11 protein-coding genes and 1 pseudogene are annotated in these 16,826 nt (G+C 73.5%); 9 read left to right on the top strand and 3 right to left on the bottom strand.

Annotated elements, in window-relative coordinates; genetic code table 11:
- The 3 genes from ACXR2U_RS22685 to ACXR2U_RS22675 form a co-directional block, all read left to right on the top strand.
- Positions 1–816 (top strand): hypothetical protein (locus ACXR2U_RS22685; RefSeq protein WP_458827364.1); only part of this gene is annotated, 816 nt, incomplete at its 5' end.
- Positions 813–2,072, top strand: a complete 1,260-nt coding sequence (locus tag ACXR2U_RS22680; protein ID WP_458827362.1) for a S8 family peptidase — start codon at positions 813–815, stop codon at positions 2,070–2,072. The genes ACXR2U_RS22685 and ACXR2U_RS22680, both read left to right, overlap by 4 nt.
- A 100-nt stretch (positions 2,073–2,172) precedes the next feature.
- A complete protein-coding gene (locus ACXR2U_RS22675) occupies positions 2,173–2,937 on the top strand; it encodes a DUF4190 domain-containing protein (RefSeq protein ID WP_458827361.1) in 765 nt (254 codons plus the stop codon).
- 22 nt (positions 2,938–2,959) lie between these two features.
- On the opposite strand, the gene leuA is transcribed toward ACXR2U_RS22675, so the two are convergent.
- Entirely contained in the window at positions 2,960–4,699 is a 1,740-nt protein-coding gene (gene leuA / locus ACXR2U_RS22670; protein WP_458827365.1) for a 2-isopropylmalate synthase, read from the bottom strand.
- A gap of 254 nt (positions 4,700–4,953) precedes the next feature.
- Between leuA and ACXR2U_RS22665 the strand changes: the two genes are divergently transcribed.
- Both ACXR2U_RS22665 and ACXR2U_RS22660 read left to right on the top strand, forming a co-directional pair.
- Positions 4,954–8,151: a hypothetical protein gene (locus tag ACXR2U_RS22665; RefSeq protein ID WP_458827360.1), complete on the top strand. Its 3,198-nt coding sequence runs from the start codon at positions 4,954–4,956 to the stop codon at positions 8,149–8,151.
- A 101-nt stretch (positions 8,152–8,252) separates the two neighbouring features.
- A complete protein-coding gene (locus ACXR2U_RS22660; protein WP_458827359.1) occupies positions 8,253–9,680 on the top strand; it encodes a gamma-aminobutyraldehyde dehydrogenase in 1,428 nt (475 codons plus the stop codon).
- Position 9,681: 1 nt separating this feature from the next.
- Here the strand turns inward: ACXR2U_RS22660 and ACXR2U_RS22655 are convergent, their stop codons facing one another.
- Positions 9,682–10,983: a hypothetical protein gene (locus tag ACXR2U_RS22655; protein ID WP_458827358.1), complete on the bottom strand. Its 1,302-nt coding sequence runs from the start codon at positions 10,981–10,983 to the stop codon at positions 9,682–9,684.
- Positions 10,984–11,083: 100 nt separating this feature from the next.
- On the opposite strand from ACXR2U_RS22655, the gene gabT reads away from it, so the two are divergent.
- The 4 genes from gabT to ACXR2U_RS22635 all read left to right on the top strand — a co-directional run bounded on the left by gabT (position 11,084) and on the right by ACXR2U_RS22635 (position 15,797).
- Positions 11,084–12,493 carry a 4-aminobutyrate--2-oxoglutarate transaminase gene (gene gabT / locus ACXR2U_RS22650; protein WP_458827357.1) on the top strand — a complete coding sequence of 470 codons (1,410 nt, stop codon included), beginning with the start codon at positions 11,084–11,086 and terminating at the stop codon, positions 12,491–12,493.
- Positions 12,494–12,608: 115 nt separating this feature from the next.
- Positions 12,609–13,817: an acyl-CoA dehydrogenase family protein gene (locus ACXR2U_RS22645; protein WP_458827355.1), complete on the top strand. Its 1,209-nt coding sequence runs from the start codon at positions 12,609–12,611 to the stop codon at positions 13,815–13,817.
- A gap of 74 nt (positions 13,818–13,891) precedes the next feature.
- Positions 13,892–15,121, top strand: coding sequence for a cytochrome P450 (locus ACXR2U_RS22640; protein WP_458827354.1), 1,230 nt, complete (start codon positions 13,892–13,894; stop codon positions 15,119–15,121).
- Positions 15,122–15,131: 10 nt separating this feature from the next.
- Positions 15,132–15,797 (top strand): SDR family oxidoreductase, encoded by a 666-nt coding sequence (locus tag ACXR2U_RS22635; protein ID WP_458827353.1) that lies wholly within the window; start codon positions 15,132–15,134, stop codon positions 15,795–15,797.
- A gap of 81 nt (positions 15,798–15,878) precedes the next feature.
- Here ACXR2U_RS22635 and ACXR2U_RS22630 read toward each other — a convergent pair.
- Positions 15,879–16,826: pseudogene (locus ACXR2U_RS22630) on the bottom strand (hypothetical protein); the annotation flags it as partial.

Here is a 16,826-nt window from a genome sequence, read left to right as displayed (position 1 = left end):
CTGGCCGCGGGCGCGGTTCCGGGCGGCGGCCGCGCGCTGGTCAGCGCCGACGTCCTGCGCGCGGCCCTCGCCCTCGCGCCGATCACCGACGTCACGACCGGCGAGGTGACCCGCCGCGGCGACACCGCCACCGTCGACGTCGGCTACCGGCTGGGCGGCGCATCCCCCACGCGGGTCGACGACGTCGTCGCCGTCACGCGGGTCGACGGCCGCTGGCGACTCGTCCGCAGCGCGGTCCCGGTCAGCCTCGGCGTCGACGCCGCGGCCACGTGGGCCGCGATCGCTGCTCCGACCCCGTTCGCGATCCCGAGCGGAGGCGTGCAACTGGTGTTCCCCGGCGCGGTGCCGGTCGTCTACCGCACCCCGCTGGTGCAGGTCGCGGGCGACGAGCGGGTGGTCCGGTTGTCGCGGACCGAGTCCGCGCTGCGGGTGACGGCCGAGCCCACCGAGGCCGGCCGGTCGACCGTCCTGAAGTCGGTCCTGGCCGCGTTGACCGCGTGCGCCGCGGGCGGCGAGGACGTCGACCCGTACTGCCCGCAGCCGGCGCCCGGCCGCTCCGGCACCACCGTGCTGCGCTCGGTCCCGGGATCGTTCGCCGGTGAGCTGCAGGGCCTGGACCGGGTCGACGCCCGGGTCGCGGTCACGCCGAGCAGCGCCGGGACGTTCGTCGTGACGGGCAGTGTCGACGCCTCCGGGAAGTGGCAGGTGCTCGACTACGACAACGTCGCCCGCGGGCGCAGCGGCCCGACCGCGCTGCCCTTCACCGCCACCGTCCCGGTCGGCGCCACGGGGACCGTCAGCTGGGACCGCTCGTGACCCACCGTGCGCGCCGACGCGCCCGCGCCGCCGCCCTGGCGGCGTCGGTCGTGGTCGCGGCGACGTCCCTGGCCACGGCGTCACCCGCGGCCGCCGCACCCGGCCCGCCCGGCGCGAAGCAGTACTACTTCGACCAGTGGGACGTCCCGGCGATCTGGGCGAGCGGCGCCCGCGGCCAGGGCGTCGTCATCGCCGAACTGGACACCGGTGTGAACGCGAGCCTGCCGGAGTTCGCCGGCAAGATCCTGCCCGGCACCGACGTCGGCACGGCGGGTGGCGACGGCCGCACCGACCGGGCGACCGACGACTTCGGCCACGGCACGGCGATGGCGTCGATCATGGTGGCGAACCCCGGCGCCTACGGGATCACGGGCCTCGCGCCCGACGCCCGGATCCTCCCGGTCGCGATCCCGCTGCAGGGCACCACCGACGCCTCCGACGACGACCAGCTGCCCGAGGCCATCCGGTACGCCGCCGACCACGGCGCCAAGATCATCAGCATGTCGCTCGGCGGTGAACGCAGCCCCTCGACCGACCCGGTCCCGTGCCCCGCCGCCGAACAGGAGGCGGTCTTCTACGCCATGGGCAAGGGCGCCGTGCTGGTCGCGGCCTCGGGCAACGACGGCCTCAAGGGCAGCCCGGTCGCGGACCCCGGCGTGTGCCTCGGCGTGGTGTCGGTCGGCGCGACCACGTCGAGCGGGACGGTCGCGGGGTTCTCCTCCCAGCACCCGTACCTCACGATGACCGCCCCCGGCGTCGGCATCGCCTCGCTCTCACGGGTCCCCGGCACGGGCTACGCCGGCGACGGCACGTCGCAGGCCACGGCGATCACCTCGGCCGCGCTCGCCCTGGCGTGGTCCGCGCACCCCGAGTTGAGCGCCGAGGAGCTGGTCACCCGGCTGATCGCCACCCTGCAACCGGGCCCCGGGCAGACGAAGGGCCAGCACAGCAGCGCCTACGGCTACGGCACCCTGGCGGCGAACCGGCTCGTCGACGACGCCGTGGACTCCTCGGGGAGCAACCCGGTCTACGCCGGGGCGAAGCCGTTCACCTCCCGCTACGCCGAGTCGCTCAAGGTCGTCTCGCCCCCGCTCGGGCCGGCCGCCGCGAAGGCGCCCACGGCCTCGATCAACCCCGGTGACCCGCCCGCCCTGCTCGGGACGGCGTTCTGGCTGTCGTGCGTCGTCGGCGTCGGCGGCCTGCTGCTGCTGGTGGCCGCCCTGGTCCTGCGGCGGCGGCTCGGACGCGTCCGCTGACCGCGCCCGGTGACGCCCCGGTGTGCGACCCTGGGCGCTTCCCGTCGGGCCGATCCCACGGCTCACGCTTGAGACCACGACCCTCGAGAGGCAGCACCCGATGACGTCCCACCCGCCGTCCGACGCCGCACCCGAGCCCGGTGCCGCTTCCGGGGGATCGCCGTCGAACCCCACCGAGTACCTGCCGCCCTACGGGGAACCGGCGGCGCCCACGCCCTACGGCGAGCAGCCCACGCCCTACGGCGAGCAGCCGACGCCGTACGGCGAGCAGCCGAAGGCCTACGGCGAGCAGCCGAAGGGCTACGGCGAGCAGCCGACGCCGTACGGCGAGCCGTCGGGCTACGGCCAGCAGGCGGCGTCCCCCGACCAGTACGGCGGACCGCCGTCGTACGGCGAACAGTCCGCCTCCCCGTACGGCCAGCAGGCGGGCTACGGCCAGCAGGCGGCGTACGGGCAGCCGTCCGGCTACGGCCAGCAGGCGGCGTACGGTCAGCCGTCCGGCTACGGCGGGCAACCGGCCTACGGGCAGCAGGGGTCGGCCTACGGCCAGGGGTCGGGGTACGGGCAGCAGCCCGGCTACGGCGGCTACCCGGTCGTCGCCTCCGGCCCGGGCCAGAACGGTCTCGGCATCGCCGGCATGGTCTGTGGCATCACCGGTCTGGTGCTGTCCTGGATCCCGTTCTTCGGCGCCCTCATCGCACTGGTCGGCACCGTGCTCTCCGGCGTGGCCATCCCGGTCGCCCGGAACCGGGGTCAGGGGATCGGGATGGCCGTGGCCGGTCTCGTGTGCGGGGTCCTCGGGCTGCTGATCGGCATCCTCATCGTGGTGGCGCTCGTCGCGAATTCCGACCCGTACTACTACTGAGCCACCTACTCCTGAGCCACGATCACCGGGCCGTGCGCGCGTACCGGTTCATCGCCCCGATGACGCCGTACAGCGACGCCCCGACGATCGACTCGCTGATGCCGACGCCCCACAGCACCCGGTCGCCGATCTCCATCTCGACGTAGGCCGCGGCCTCGGCGTCCTTGTCGGCGCGCAGGGTGTGCTCGGAGTAGTCGTGCAGCTTGACCGCGATGCCGCCGAAGCCGAGGTCGACCTCGGACAACGCCTGGCACAACGCGGAGATCGGGCCGTTGCCGACCCCGACCAGGTCGTAGGGCTTGCCGAACGCGGTCACGGTGGCCTCGACCCGCTCGACGCCGTCGCGCGACGACGTCGCGAACCGCTCGAGCCGGAAGTCGCCCGGGGCGAGGTACTCGGCCTCGAAGATCGCGTACATCGTCGCGCTGTCGACCTCGCCGCCCTCGGGCAACAGCACCGAGGTGGCGACCCCGGCCGTCCCCTCGGCGTGGCGCTGGATGACCTGGCTGAACTCGATCTGCAGGCGGCGCGGCAGGTCGAGCGCGTGGTCGGTCTTCATGAGGTACGCGACGCCGCCCTTGCCGGACTGGCTGTTGACGCGGATGACCGCCTCGTACGAGCGCCCGACGTCCTTGGGGTCGATCGGCAGGTACGGGATCTCCCAGGGCATGTCCGAGACCGGCCGGCCGGCCTCCGCCGCGGCGCGCTCGAGGGCGTCGAAGCCCTTCTTGATCGCGTCCTGGTGCGAGCCGGAGAACGACGTGTAGACGAGGTCGCCGACGTAGGGGTGCCGCTCGTGCACGCCGATGCGGTTGCAGTACTCGACCGTCCGGCGGATCTCGTCGATGTCGGAGAAGTCGACCATCGGGTCGATGCCCTGCGTGAACAGGTTGAGCCCGAGGGTCACCAGGTCGACGTTGCCGCCGCGCTCGCCGTTGCCGAACAGGCACCCCTCGACCCGGTCGGCGCCCGCGAGCACCGCCAGTTCGGCGTCCGCGACGGCCGTCCCGCGGTCGTTGTGGGTGTGGACCGAGAGGGCGACGTGGTCGCGCTGCGGCAGGTTCCGGCTCATCCACTCGATCTGGTCGGCGTAGACGTTGGGGGTCGAACGCTCGACCGTGCACGGCAGGTTCAGCACGATCTCGCGGTCGGACGAGGGCTGCCAGACGTCCATCACCGCGCCGCAGATCTCCAACGAGAAGTCCAGCTCGGTGTCCATGAAGATCTCGGGGGAGTACTCGTAGCCGAACTCGGTGGCGTCGCCCAGCAGCAGCTCGGCGTACTTCATGACGTGCCGGGTGCCGTCGACCGCGATGGCGCGGGTCTCGGCCCGGCCGTCACCGGGGAACCCGAAGACGGTCCGCCGGAACACCGGCGCGGCCGCGTTGTACATGTGCACGGTCGCCTGCTTCGCGCCGACCAGCGACTGCACCGTGCGCTCGATGAGTTCCTCGCGGGCCTGGGTCAGCACCGAGATGCGGACGTCGGCGGGGACGCGGTCGGACTCGATGAGCTCACGGACGAAGTCGAAGTCGGTCTGGCTCGCGGCCGGGAACCCGACCTCGATCTCCTTGTAGCCCAGGCGCACGAGCAGGTCGAACATCGTGCGCTTGCGGGCCGCGTTCATCGGGTCGATGAGCGACTGGTTGCCGTCGCGCAGGTCGGTGGCGAGCCAGCGCGGCGCCGTGGTCACGGTGCGGCCGGGCCACTGCCGGTCGGGCAGGTCGACGGTCGGGAAGGGGCGGTAGCGGTGGCAGGGCATGCCGGAGGGCTGCTGCGGGAAGGACGTGGCGTTCACGGTGGTCGGCTCCTGGAGGTGTCAGCGGGTCGGTACGGCGATCGGCACGACCAGCTCCCGCGACGAGGGGCCGACCGGGTCTACCGGGCCTCGTCGCGGCGGCGAAGGAGCAGAGCCACGCGCATGATCCGGCCACTGTAGCCCGGGCGGGGTACCGTCGGCACGCTCCTCCCACCCGTCACCAGCACCCCCTGAGACCACCGGCGAGGGATCACGGCGTGAACACCCGAGCCGCTGCCACCCGGCGGGCCTCCGGCGCGACGCTGCTGACGGTGCTGCTCGTGCTCGTGTCGGCCTGGGTCGCGGCCGCTCCGCCGGCGGCGGCCGCTCCGGTCCCCGACGGCATCACCCCGCGCCAGTTGCAGACGATCTACGGCGTGCGCGGCGCGAGCCCGCCGGCGGGCACCACCGTCGGGATCGTCGTGGCCTACGACGCCCCGGACCTCGAGTCCGACCTCGCCGAGTTCCGCTCCACCTGGGGCCTGCCCGCCTGCACGACGGCCAACGGGTGCCTGCGCAAGGTCGACCAACGCGGCCTCACCGTGCCCCCCGGCAAGAGTCGGACCTCGCCCGTGCCGCCGGTCTACGAGAACGAGACGTGGGAGAAGGAGGCCACGCTCGACGCGGAGGCGGTGTCGGCGCTGTGCCCCGGTTGCTCGATCCTCGTGGTCGAAGCCGACAGCACCAGCCTCACGCAGGCGCTCGGCCCCGCGGTGGTCCGGGCCCAGACCCTCGGCGCGACCGTCATCAGCAACAGCTTCGCGGGCGGCGAGTCCGAGGACATGGTCGACGCCCAACGTGACTACTGGTCGGAGGTCACCGTCCCGGTGTTCGCCGGGTCGGGTGACCACGCGTGGCAGAACCTCGACCGGGACCCGGGCGACCCGTACTACAACCAGGCCTACTTCCCGGCGTCGTCGCCCAGCGTGGTGGCGGTCGGCGGGACGAGCGCGAGCGTGGCGGTCGACGGCACCGTGCTGAGCGAGACGGCGTGGTCGGACGCCGGCAGCGGGTGCTCGTTCGCGTTCCCGCGGCCCGCCGCGCAGGCGGCCTACTTCAGCGACGCGGGGATCGTGCCGTACAGCCGGTGCTCCGTCGCGGGCGGCGGCCCGGCGCGGGCCTCGGCCGACATGTCGGCCATCGCCGACGTCGCGGGCTCGGGCTTCCCGCTCTACCGCGGCGGGTGGTCGGTCGAGGGTGGCACCAGCCTGTCGGTGCAGCTGGTCGCGGCGCTCGCGGCGTACGCCGGCCCGCGACCGAGCGGCTCCTCCATCACCGACGTCGCCTACACCTTGGCCCGCTTCGGCGCGCCCGACGGCCTGGTCGACCTCACCACCGGGAGCAACCGCACCGCGGCCCTCGGCTGCGCCTCGAAGCCGATCTGCACCGCCCGCGCCGGGTGGGACGGCCCCACCGGCCTCGGCACCCCCCGCGGCCCCGGCCTGTTCGCCCCGCTCCTGGCGGCCGACCCGGCCACCGTCCCCGGGGGAGCGCCGCTGCACCTCACGGGCTCGAACCTCGTCCCGGGCGAGACGGTGCAGTTCACCGTCGCGGGGCAGGTGGTCGGCACCGCGACCGTGGACGCGTACGGCACCTACGCCGACGACCTCGTCCTCCCTGTCGACGTCACCGGCACCGTGTCGCTCACCGTCACGGGCACGACGTCCGCCCTCACCGCGACCGTGCCCGTCACCGTCGCGCCGCTGGCGGTCACCCCGGCCACCCAGACCGTCACCGTCGGAGCGACGGCCACCTTGCAGCTGTCCGGCTTCGGCGTCGACGAGCCGGTCACCGCGACCGCCGACTCCGGCGGCGACGGCACCGTCGTGGCGTCGGGCACGGCCTCGGACTTCGGCTCGGGCACGCTGACGTGGACCACCGGCGTGGTCGGCACGAAGCGGGTCGTCGTCACCGGTGCCACGACCGGCCGCAGCGTCACGGTGTACGTGAACGTCGTCAGCGGCGCCGCCCGCCCGGACGCCCCCACCGTCCTCTCGGCCGTCCCGACCACCGCGGGCGGCGCGGTCGTCGGCGTGCGGGTCGCCGCGACCGGGGTGCGGGCCAGGAGCGTCGCCGTCGTCGGCTCCGACGGCACGCTCTCGCCCCGGGCCACGGTCTCCGCCACCGGCGACGCGTTCGTCACCGTCCCCTCGCTCGCCGACGGCACCACCGTCACCTACACCGCCGTGGCCGGGACGGCCGCGGGTGACTCGGACCCGTCGGCGGCGTCACTGCCGATCACCGGCAACGCGAGTCCGGGCGGGGGCGACCTCACCCCGGTCGGCCCGGTCCGCCTGGTCGACTCCCGTCAGGTCGGCGGACCGCTGGGCCGCGGTGCCACCCGGACCGTGCCGGTGGCCGGCCGCGCGGGCGTCCCGGCCAGCGGCGTCTCGGCGGTCGTCGTGTCGTTGACGCTGCTCGCCCCGAGCGCGCGGACGTACCTGACGCTCTGGCCGGCGGGCGAGAACCGGCCGGTGGTGTCGAACGCGAACGCCCTGGCCGGCAGCGGCAACAAGGCCACCCTGGCGAAGGTCAAGCTGGGCGCCGGTGGCGCGCTCTCGATCTACAACTTCGCCGGCACCGCGGGCTTCATCCTCGACGTGGTCGGCTTCTACGCCGCCCCCGGCGACCCGCCGGTGTTCGCGCACAACCAGTCCTACGGCGCGACCACCCCGGTGCGCGTGGCCGACACCCGGGGTAACGCCGACGCCCCGACCCGCTCCGGCGGCAGCATCGTGGTGCCCGTGCGCGACGGCGTCAGCGGGGTGCGGACCGGCGTGCCGGCCGACGCCACCGGTGTCGAACTGCTCGTGCAGTCGGTGAACGCGACGACCTCGGGCTACGTCACCGTCTACCCGACCGGGCTCGCCGGCGGGGTGCCGCGGGTGTCGAACGTGCAGGCCGGCCCGGGTCGGCCCGTCGCGACGGCGGTCGTCGCGACCATCGGCGCGGACGGCACGGTCACGGCCTTCGCGCAGGCCCGCACCGACGTCATCGTCGACGTCGTCGGCTACTACGCGCCGTCGGCGAGCGGCCGGTTCACGCCCGTCTCCCCGTACCGCTACTACGACTCCCGGGCCGGCTCGGCCACCCCGTTCGGGCCGCGGGTCACCCGCTCGATCCCGGTGGTCGGGGCACGGGTGCCGGCGTCGTCGGCCGTGCCGGTGGGTGCCACGGCGGTGTCCTTCTCGCTCACCGCCGTCGACAACTCGGCGCCGAGCTACCTCACCGCGTGGCGGACCGGCACCGCTCGCCCGCTCGTCACCTCGTTGCTGCCGCAGCCCGCGCACGGCCTGTTCGACAACCTCGCGCTCTCGGCGCTGAGCGCGGGCGGGGCGTTCTCGATCTACAACAACGGCGGTCAGCTCGACGTGCTGGTCGACGTGCAGGGCTACTACGCGGCTGCGCCGAGCTGACGGTGGCACGCCTGCTCCAACACGGAAACGGTCGCAAGGAGCACGTCAGACCACCGAATCGGTTATTTCGGCGGGCGTGGACGGCGTAGTACCGTCGCGCCATGGCGCAGGCGATCAGCAACATCGTGGGCGGCGAACGGGTCGAGGCGGCGGACGGCCGGCGCACCGACATCGTCGATCCCTCCACCGGCGAGGTCTTCGCGACCGCCCCGCTCTCCGGCGAGGAGGACGTCGACCGTGCGTACGGCGCGGCCGCCACCGCGTTCGAGACCTGGCGCTACACCACCCCCAGCGAGCGGCAGAACGCCCTGCTGAAGTTCGCCTCGCTCATGGAGGACCGGGCCGAGGAGATCATCGCCGCCGAGTGCCAGAACACCGGTAAGCCGGTCGAGCTGACCCGGTCGGAGGAGCTGCCGCCGTCGGTCGACCAGGTGCGCTTCTTCGCCGGTGCCGCCCGGGTGCTCGAGGGCCGCAGCGCCGGCGAGTACATGCGTGGCTACACCTCGTACGTCCGCCGCGAACCGGTCGGTGTGGTCGGCCAGGTGACGCCCTGGAACTACCCGTTGATGATGGCGATCTGGAAGATCGCGCCCGCGCTCGCCGCGGGCAACACCGTCGTCCTCAAGCCGTCCGACACCACGCCGTTGTCGAGCGTCATCCTCGGCGAGATCGGCCTGGAGTGCTTCCCGCCCGGCGTGCTCAACGTCGTCACCGGCGACCGTGACACCGGCAAGGCCCTCGTGGCCCACCCGACCCCGGCCATGGTGTCGATCACGGGTTCGGTGCGCGCGGGCATGCAGGTCGCGGAGACCGCCTCGCACGATCTCAAGCGCGTGCACCTCGAGCTCGGCGGCAAGGCGCCCGTCGTGGTGTTCGACGACGCCGACATCGCCGTGGCCGCCGAGGGAATCGCCGGCGCGGGCTTCTTCAACGCCGGTCAGGACTGCACCGCCGCCACCCGCGTGCTGGTCTCACCGCGCGTCGCGGGGGACCTCGCCGATGCCCTGGCCGAGCAGGCCCGCAACACCGTCGTCGGCCCGCCCAGCAACGCCGACGCCGCGTTCGGGCCGCTCAACAACGCCAACCAGCTCGCCCACGTCGGTGGTCTCATCGACCGGCTGCCCGATCACGCCCGGGTGTTGGCGGGCGGGAAGGCCGTCGGGGGCAGCGGGTTCTTCTACGAGCCGACCGTCGTCGCCGACCTGCAGCAGGACGACGAAGCCAGCCAGAACGAGTTCTTCGGGCCGGTGATCACGATGCAACAGTTCACCGACGAGGACGAAGCCGTGCGCTGGGCGAACGGGGTGCAGTACGGCCTCGCCTCGAGCGTCTGGACGGCCGACCACGGCCGGGCGATGCGGATGACCCGCCGCCTGGACTTCGGCTGCGTGTGGGTCAACTGCCACATCCCGATCGTCGCCGAGATGCCGCACGGCGGGTTCAAGCACTCCGGGTACGGCAAGGACCTCTCGGTCTACGGCCTCGAGGACTACACCCGCATCAAGCACGTCATGCACGCGATCGACTGATTCACGCGGCGTTCCCGATCGTGCCGGTGACGAAGGTCGGTCGGTAGGCGGGCGTGACCGTGCGGCTGTTCCGGTCGGCGCGCACCGTCGCGAACGTCCCCCGGACCCCGCCGGCGGCGGTGAGCAGCACGACCTTCGTGCCCGCCGGGGGTTGGCCGAAGGGCAGCGACACGGCCAGCGTGCCGTCGAGCTGGGCGTCGGTGGTGACCGTGACCGGTTCGGTCGCGTCGGTGTAGACCGTGGCACCGGCCTGCACCGTCAGTCGCTCGAGACGAGCGCCCGGGATGGAGCAACTGCCGCCGCACACGAGGGTTCCGAGCACCCGCTGCGTCGAGAGGAACCCTCCGCTGCGCACGGTGAGGATCGGCACCGAGAGCGGTTGGCTCGTCACCACGCTGCCGCGCACGGTGATCGCCCCCGTGGTGAGGGTGCGGTCGAGGCCGAGCGTGCCGTCGACCCGGCGCAGGTCGCGCAGCGCGTCCGCACCCTCGGGGGTCCGGAGGCCGCCCGCGAACACCCGTGCCTTCTTCCCGATCGCGGTGATCGTGCGCGGGAGCGTGATGGAACCGGTGACAGAACTGTCGAGCTGGACCGTCGAGTCGGAACCGCCGTCCAGGACGCCGTCGCTGGTGAGGTTGTCCAGACGCGCCAGGACCAGGTCACCACGGCAGAAGACCGAGGCGTTGCGCAGGTTCAGGGCGACGCCGACGAAGACCGACCCGGACAGGTACAGCGTGAAACCCGAGACCTGGACGTGGTTCGCGGCGTTGCCGTCGCCGTCGACCACGCGGACACCCGGGCGCAGGTCGGTGAAACCGCTGGCGTCGACGGTGCTGCCGCCGGTGAAGGTGACGCCGCGGGACAGCCGCAACCCGCCGCTGGTGGACAGGTGCACCCCGCGCAACGCGGTGTCCGTGAGGTCGACGATGCCGACCGATCCGCGCACGGCACCGCCGCCGGTCAACGCCGCCCGCGCGGCGACCACGTCGTGGACGTCGAAGTACGAGCCGCCCGGCAGCGAGAGAGTGCCGCCCCGCAGGGTGAGACGTTGGACCTCGGTCGACGTGCGCACCCGCACCGCCACGGGGGAGGCGCCGGCGGCACGGACCACGCAGACGGCGTCCTCGGTCGTCGGCACGCGCGCGGGCGACCACCGGGTCGGGTCGCTCCAGTTCCCGGTGCCACCGGTCCACGAGATCGTGCAGGTGTCGTCGGCGCGCGCGGTCGCCGGGGCGACGAGGGCGGCGACGACGACGGCGAGGGTCGACGCCACGACGGCGGCGGTACGGACGGGACGGCGCATGGCGGGTCCTCTCGGTGGAGGAGGCTGATGTTCCGGTGGTCGCGCAGGCGGTACAAGGTCGTCGGCCGGACGGGTCCCCATCGGGCATACGCTCTGGCCCATGAGCGACGTCGTGCAGAAGCGGGTGCTCGTCACCCCGGTCCCGGGTCCGAAGTCGGCGGAGTTGCACGCCCGGCGCCAGTCGGCCGTCGCGTCCGGGGTCGGCAGTGCGATGCCGGTCTACGCGGCCCAGGCCGCCGGCGGGATCGTCGTGGACGTCGACGGGAACCAGTTCATCGACCTCGGCTCGGGCATCGCCGTGACCTCGGTGGGCAACTCCGCGCCCGCGGTCGTCGCGGCCGTCACCGACCAGGTGCAGGACTTCACCCACACCTGCTTCACGATCACGCCCTACGAGGGGTACGTCGAGGTGTGCGAGGCGCTCAACCGGCTGACGCCCGGCACGTTCGCCAAGAAGTCCGCGCTGTTCAACTCCGGCGCCGAGGCGGTCGAGAACGCGATCAAGATCGCGCGGCGCGCGACCGGTCGGGACGCCGTGGTCGCCTTCGACCACGCCTACCACGGCCGCACCAACCTCACGATGGCGTTGACCGCGAAGAACATGCCGTACAAGGACGGCTTCGGCCCGTTCGCCGGCGAGGTCTACCGGGTGCCGATGGCCTACCCGTACCGCTGGCCGGGATCGGCTGACCCTGCAACAGTCGCGGAGGAGGCGTTCGCCGCCGTCACGTCACAGATCCACGCCCAGGTCGGCGAGGACCGCGTCGCGGCCGTCATCGTCGAGCCGATCCAGGGCGAGGGTGGCTTCGTCGTTCCCGCACCGGGCTTCCTCGCGAAGATCGCTGCATGGTGCAATGAACACGGCATCGTGTTCATCGCGGACGAGATCCAGACCGGCTTCTGCCGCACCGGCGCCTGGTTCGCCTCGGAGTACGAAGGGCTCGAACCCGACCTCGTCACGACGGCCAAGGGCATCGCCGGCGGTCTGCCGCTCGCGGGAGTCACCGGCCGGGCCGAGCTCATGGACAGCGTGCACGTGGGCGGCCTCGGCGGGACCTACGGCGGCAACCCGGTGGCCTGCGCCGCGGCGCTGGGTGCGATCGCGACGATGAGGACCGAGGACCTCCCGGCGGCCGCCCGCCGCATCGAGGAGCTCATGATCGGCAAGCTCACGGCGATGCGGGAGCAGTTCCCGGCCATCGGCGACATCCGTGGCCGCGGCGCCATGATCGCGGTCGAACTCGTCTCCGACCCGGTGACCAAGACCCCCGACGCCCAGCTCACGGCGACGATCGCCGCCGCCTGCGCCCGCGAGGGCGTCATCGTCCTGACGGCCGGGACCTACGGCAACGTGCTGCGGTTCCTGCCCCCGCTCGTCATCGGCGAGGACCTGCTGCTCGAGGGCCTCGACCTGGTCGAGAAGGCGTTCCGCGCCGCCACCTCGCACCACCCCTCGGCACCGGCGCCGCTGTCCGAGGCCGCTGCGGAGGACGCACCCGTTCCCGACTGATCGGCACCCCGCTCGGTCACCGCCGCGTCGTCGGTCCAGGCGCTCGGAGTCTGCACCCGTATGACGGTGCAGACTCCGAGTGCGGCCGGGCGCCTTCGCTGGGAACGACATCGGCATGGCTGATCCGGTCGTCGTCGACCCACCCGTCGTCCCCGCCCCGTTCCACACCCCGGAGCGGGAGGCCCTGCAGCGGCGGGCGCGGGAGTTCGCGCGTGACGTCGTCAAGCCACTCGCCGACGAACTCGACCCCCAGAAGGGCGAGATGCCCCGTTCCCTGGTCGAGGCCATGGGCCGCGAGGGCTGGTTCGGCATCACCGTGCCCACCGAGTACGGCGGGATGGGGCTCGGGGTCGTCGAGTACTGCCTGGTCGCCGAGGAACTGGCCCGGGCCTGGATGTCGGTGGCGAGCATCATCGCGCGGGCCCAGGGCCTCGGCACCGACTTCGCCGACGACGCCAAGCGCCGTGACCTGTTGCGCCGCAGCGCCGCCGGCCGCTGGATCGGCGCTGCGGGGTTCTCCGAGCCCGACGCCGGGTCCGACCTCGCCGCCGTCAGCACCCGGGCGGTGCTCGACGGCGACCACTACGTCGTCACCGGCCGCAAACGCTGGATCGGCAACGCCAAGGCCGCGGACTTCATCCAGTTGCTGTGCCGGGTGGACGACCCGGCGCCCGGCGAGAAGCGGTCGGCGGGGCTCGCCACGCTCATCGTCGAGAAGGAGCCCGGGGAGTTCCCACCCGGGCTGACCGGCCACACCATCGACAAGATCGGCTACCACGGCTTCCTCACGTGGGAGCTCGAGTTCGACGGCGTGCGGGTGCCGGCCGCGAACCGGGTCGGTGGCGACGGCGACACCGCTGCGTTCAAGCAGACGCAGACCTGGCTCAACATCGCGCGCGTCCACACCGCGGCACGGGCCGTCGGGCTCGCGCGTGCCGCGGTCGAGGACACCACGGTCTACCTGCAGGAGCGCGAGCAGTTCGGTCACCCGATCGGTGACTTCCAGGCGCTGCGCTTCACCCTCGCCACCATGGCCGCGCGGGTCGAGCAGGCCCGGGCGTTCGTGCTGCAGGTCGCGCATCGGCTCGACCTGGGCGAGAGCGGGCAGACGGAGTCGGCGATGGTCAAGCTCCTCGCCACCGAGATGGCGGTCGAGGTCACCGGCGACGCCATGCAGTTGCACGGCGGCAACGGCTACACCACCGAGCGGCAGGTCGAGCGTTACTGGCGCGACGCCCGGTTGACGACGATCTTCGAGGGCACCAGCCAGATCCAGCAGAAGATCGTCGCCGACCGGTTGCTGCCGAAGAGCCCGCTGGGCTGATCGGGCGCTCCAGGGTGCTGGTCGGTGTCGGATCCGGGGTCTAGCGTCCGCAGCGGACGACGGGAGACCACCGGGTGACCACGAGTGCGACGCGGCACGATCCGACCGAGCGGGTCGGCGAACTCCTGCACGCGCTGTCCGATCCCCTCACCCGCGACGACCCGTACCCCACCTACGCCGCGCTGCGCGCGCTCGGTCCGGCGCTGACGGCACCGGACGGCGCGGCCGTCGTCACCGGCTACCGCGGGGTCGGTGCGGTCGCCCGGGAGCCGCGGCTGCGCAAGAACCCCGCCCGCGTGCTGGAGGCCGCGGGCTTCAGCGACTGGGAGCAGCGGCCGTCGCTGGCGATGATGTTCGGCAGCATCCTGTTCCTCAACCCGCCGGACCACACCCGGCTGCGGGGGCTGGTGTCGGCGGTGTTCACGCCCCGCCGCGTCGCGGCGCTCGCCCCGGCCGTCGATGCGATCGTGGCGGGCTTCCTCGACGCCCTGGACACCGGGGAAACGGTCGACTTCGTCGACGCGTTCGCGTTCCCGTTGCCCGTCACCGTGATCGGCGAACTGCTGGGGATCCCCGCCGCCGACCGGCCGAGGTTCCAGCAGCTCGTCCACGACTGGGCCGGGGTGCTGGAACTGCTGTCACCGCTGGCCGTGGACACCGCCGACGTCGCCGCGACCGCCATCGCCGACTACCTCGACGAGCTCGCCTCCGACCGCCAGGCGGCTCCGCGCGACGACCTGGTGTCCGCGCTCGTCGAGGCGGAGGGCGACGGCCTGACCCGCGCCGAGCTCGTCTCGTTGGTGGCGCTGTTGCTCGCCGCGGGCTTCGAGACCACGACCGGGCTGCTGGGCAACGGCCTGCTGGCGATCCTCGAGGCGCCCGACCAGCTGGCCTGGCTGCAGGCCCACCCCGAGGCCTCGGCCACGGCCACCGAGGAACTGCTCCGGTTCGACTCGCCCACCCAGGTGCAGTTCGGCCGCGCCGCCACCGAGGACGTCGAGATCGGCCCGGTGCGGCTGCACGCGGGCCAGCGGGTGGTCTCGCTGCTCGGCTCGGCCAACCGCGACCCCGAGGTGTTCGACCAGCCCGACCGGTTGCGGCTGGGCCGTGCCGGGCCGTCGTCGGTGTCGTTCGGTGGCGGCATCCACCACTGCGTCGGCGCGCCGCTCGCGCGGCTGGAGACCGCGGCCGCGCTGCGGGGGCTGGTCACCCGGTTCGGCCGGGTCGAGCTCGCCGGCCCGCCGGTACGGCGCACCACCCTCGCGCTGCGCGGTCTGGCGCAGCTGCCCATCAGCGTGGGGTAGGACGACCGACGTGCACATCGTCATCGCCGGAGGACACGGCCAGATCGCCCGCCACCTCGAACGCCTGCTCGCCGACCGCGGCGACACGGCCGTCGGGATCATCCGCTCCCCGGGTCAGGAGCCGGACCTCGTGCGGGCGGGGGCCTCGGCCGTCGTCCTGGACCTCGAGTCCAGCTCGGCCGACGAGCTCGCGCCCCACCTCGCCGGCGCCGACGCCGTGGTCTTCGCGGCGGGGGCGGGACCGAACAGCGGCATCGCCCGCAAGGACACGGTCGACCGCGCGGCCGCGGTCCTGCTCGCCGACGCCGCGGTCGCCGCGGGTGTGCGCCGCTACGTGCTGATCTCCTCGATGGGGGCGGGCTCGCCGCCGCCGCCCGGCACCGACGAGGTCTTCGCCGCCTACCTCGAGGCCAAGACCGCCGCCGAGGACGACGTCCGGGTGCGGTCGGCACTGCAGACGACCATCCTGCGGCCGGGCGGGCTCACCGACGACCCACCGACCGGCACCGTGACGCTCGCCCCCACCGTCGCACGCGGGCAGGTGACCCGCGCCGACGTCGCGGCCGTGGTGCTCGCGCTGCTCGACACCCCCGCCACGGCGGGGCTCACGCTGGAACTCACCGGCGGCGACGTCGCCATCGGCGACGCGGTGTGGGGTCTGACCGTCGCCCCCTGACTCCCGCCGTCACGCCGGGTTCCCGGACACGACGAACGGCCCCGGGCGGGTGCCCGGGGCCGTTCGTGTGGTGCCGGTGGATCAGGCGGCGCGGTGCCCGCCCACCTGCGGGCGACGGCGGCCGAAGGCCACCAGACCCGCACCGGCGGCGAGCAGCACGACCGAGCTCACGAGCATCGGCGCCACGTTGCTCGGGCCGGTGTTCGCGAGACCCGCGACCGTGATCGACAGCGGGCCGGAGGCCGACTGCAGGTAGTACAGGTTGCCGTCGTACCGGGCCGTGACCACGCGGACGCCCTGGTCCGAACCCGCGGTGAAGATGACCGAGGCGACGCCGGTTGCCGGGTCGACGTCGATCGGGTCGGCGAGCTGCTTGCCGTTGACGAAGAAGGTCACGGTGCACGGCTCGGTGCCGCACGCGGTGCCCGGGGTGAGCGTCGTGCCGAGCGCGGCGGGCTTGGTCGGGACCGCGGCGGCCTTGGCGGCGTTCGGGGCGCCGAACGCCGCGGCGGCCTTCGCCAACGCCGGGCTGTCCGCCTGCTCGTCGTCACCGACGATGGTGAGGTCGGGCCCGTCGACGGTCGCGTTGATGGTCGTCTCCTGGCCCGGCGCGAGGGTCGTCACGTCCGACGCGAGCGTCGTCGTGGTCGGCGCGCTCGTGTAGGCCAGGCTGACGCGGCCGTTGTCGAGGCCGCTGGTGAGGCTGGTCTCGACCAGCGAGACACCCTTCGCGGCGAAACCGCCGCCACCGCCGCCGCCACCGGCGTTGTAGATGGTCTCGACGGCCTTGGCCCCGGCCTTGCCCGCGACGCCCAGACCGGCGTAGCTGCCACCGCTCTTCGCGGTGCTGGTGAGGTCGGTCGCCGGCGGGGGAGTGGTGTCGCAGTTGCCGGAGCCGCCGCCGAAGTAGCCGCCGCCACCACCGGCCGCACCGCACGGGGTCGCGCTGGAGCCGCCGCGGCCCAGGGCGTTCGGAGCCGTCGCCGGCCCGGCGCCGGGGTTGCCGACGTCGTCGCCGCCGCCGGCCGC

It is taken from the genome of Jatrophihabitans sp. YIM 134969 (genome assembly GCF_054456675.1).
Note: the sequence above shows the minus strand (reverse complement) of the source record. Positions and strands in the feature narration are given on the sequence as shown.

Excerpts from the sequence above, each read along its gene's own strand:
- ACXR2U_RS22675 (WP_458827361.1), top strand. The coding sequence starts at position 2,173 with ATGACGTCCCACCCGCCGTCCGACGCCGCACCCGAGCCCGGTGCCGCT.
- leuA (WP_458827365.1), bottom strand. The coding sequence starts at position 4,699 with ATGCCCTGCCACCGCTACCGCCCCTTCCCGACCGTCGACCTGCCCGAC.
- ACXR2U_RS22660 (WP_458827359.1), top strand. The coding sequence starts at position 8,253 with ATGGCGCAGGCGATCAGCAACATCGTGGGCGGCGAACGGGTCGAGGCG.
- ACXR2U_RS22655 (WP_458827358.1), bottom strand. The coding sequence starts at position 10,983 with ATGCGCCGTCCCGTCCGTACCGCCGCCGTCGTGGCGTCGACCCTCGCC.
- gabT (WP_458827357.1), top strand. The coding sequence starts at position 11,084 with ATGAGCGACGTCGTGCAGAAGCGGGTGCTCGTCACCCCGGTCCCGGGT.
- ACXR2U_RS22645 (WP_458827355.1), top strand. The coding sequence starts at position 12,609 with ATGGCTGATCCGGTCGTCGTCGACCCACCCGTCGTCCCCGCCCCGTTC.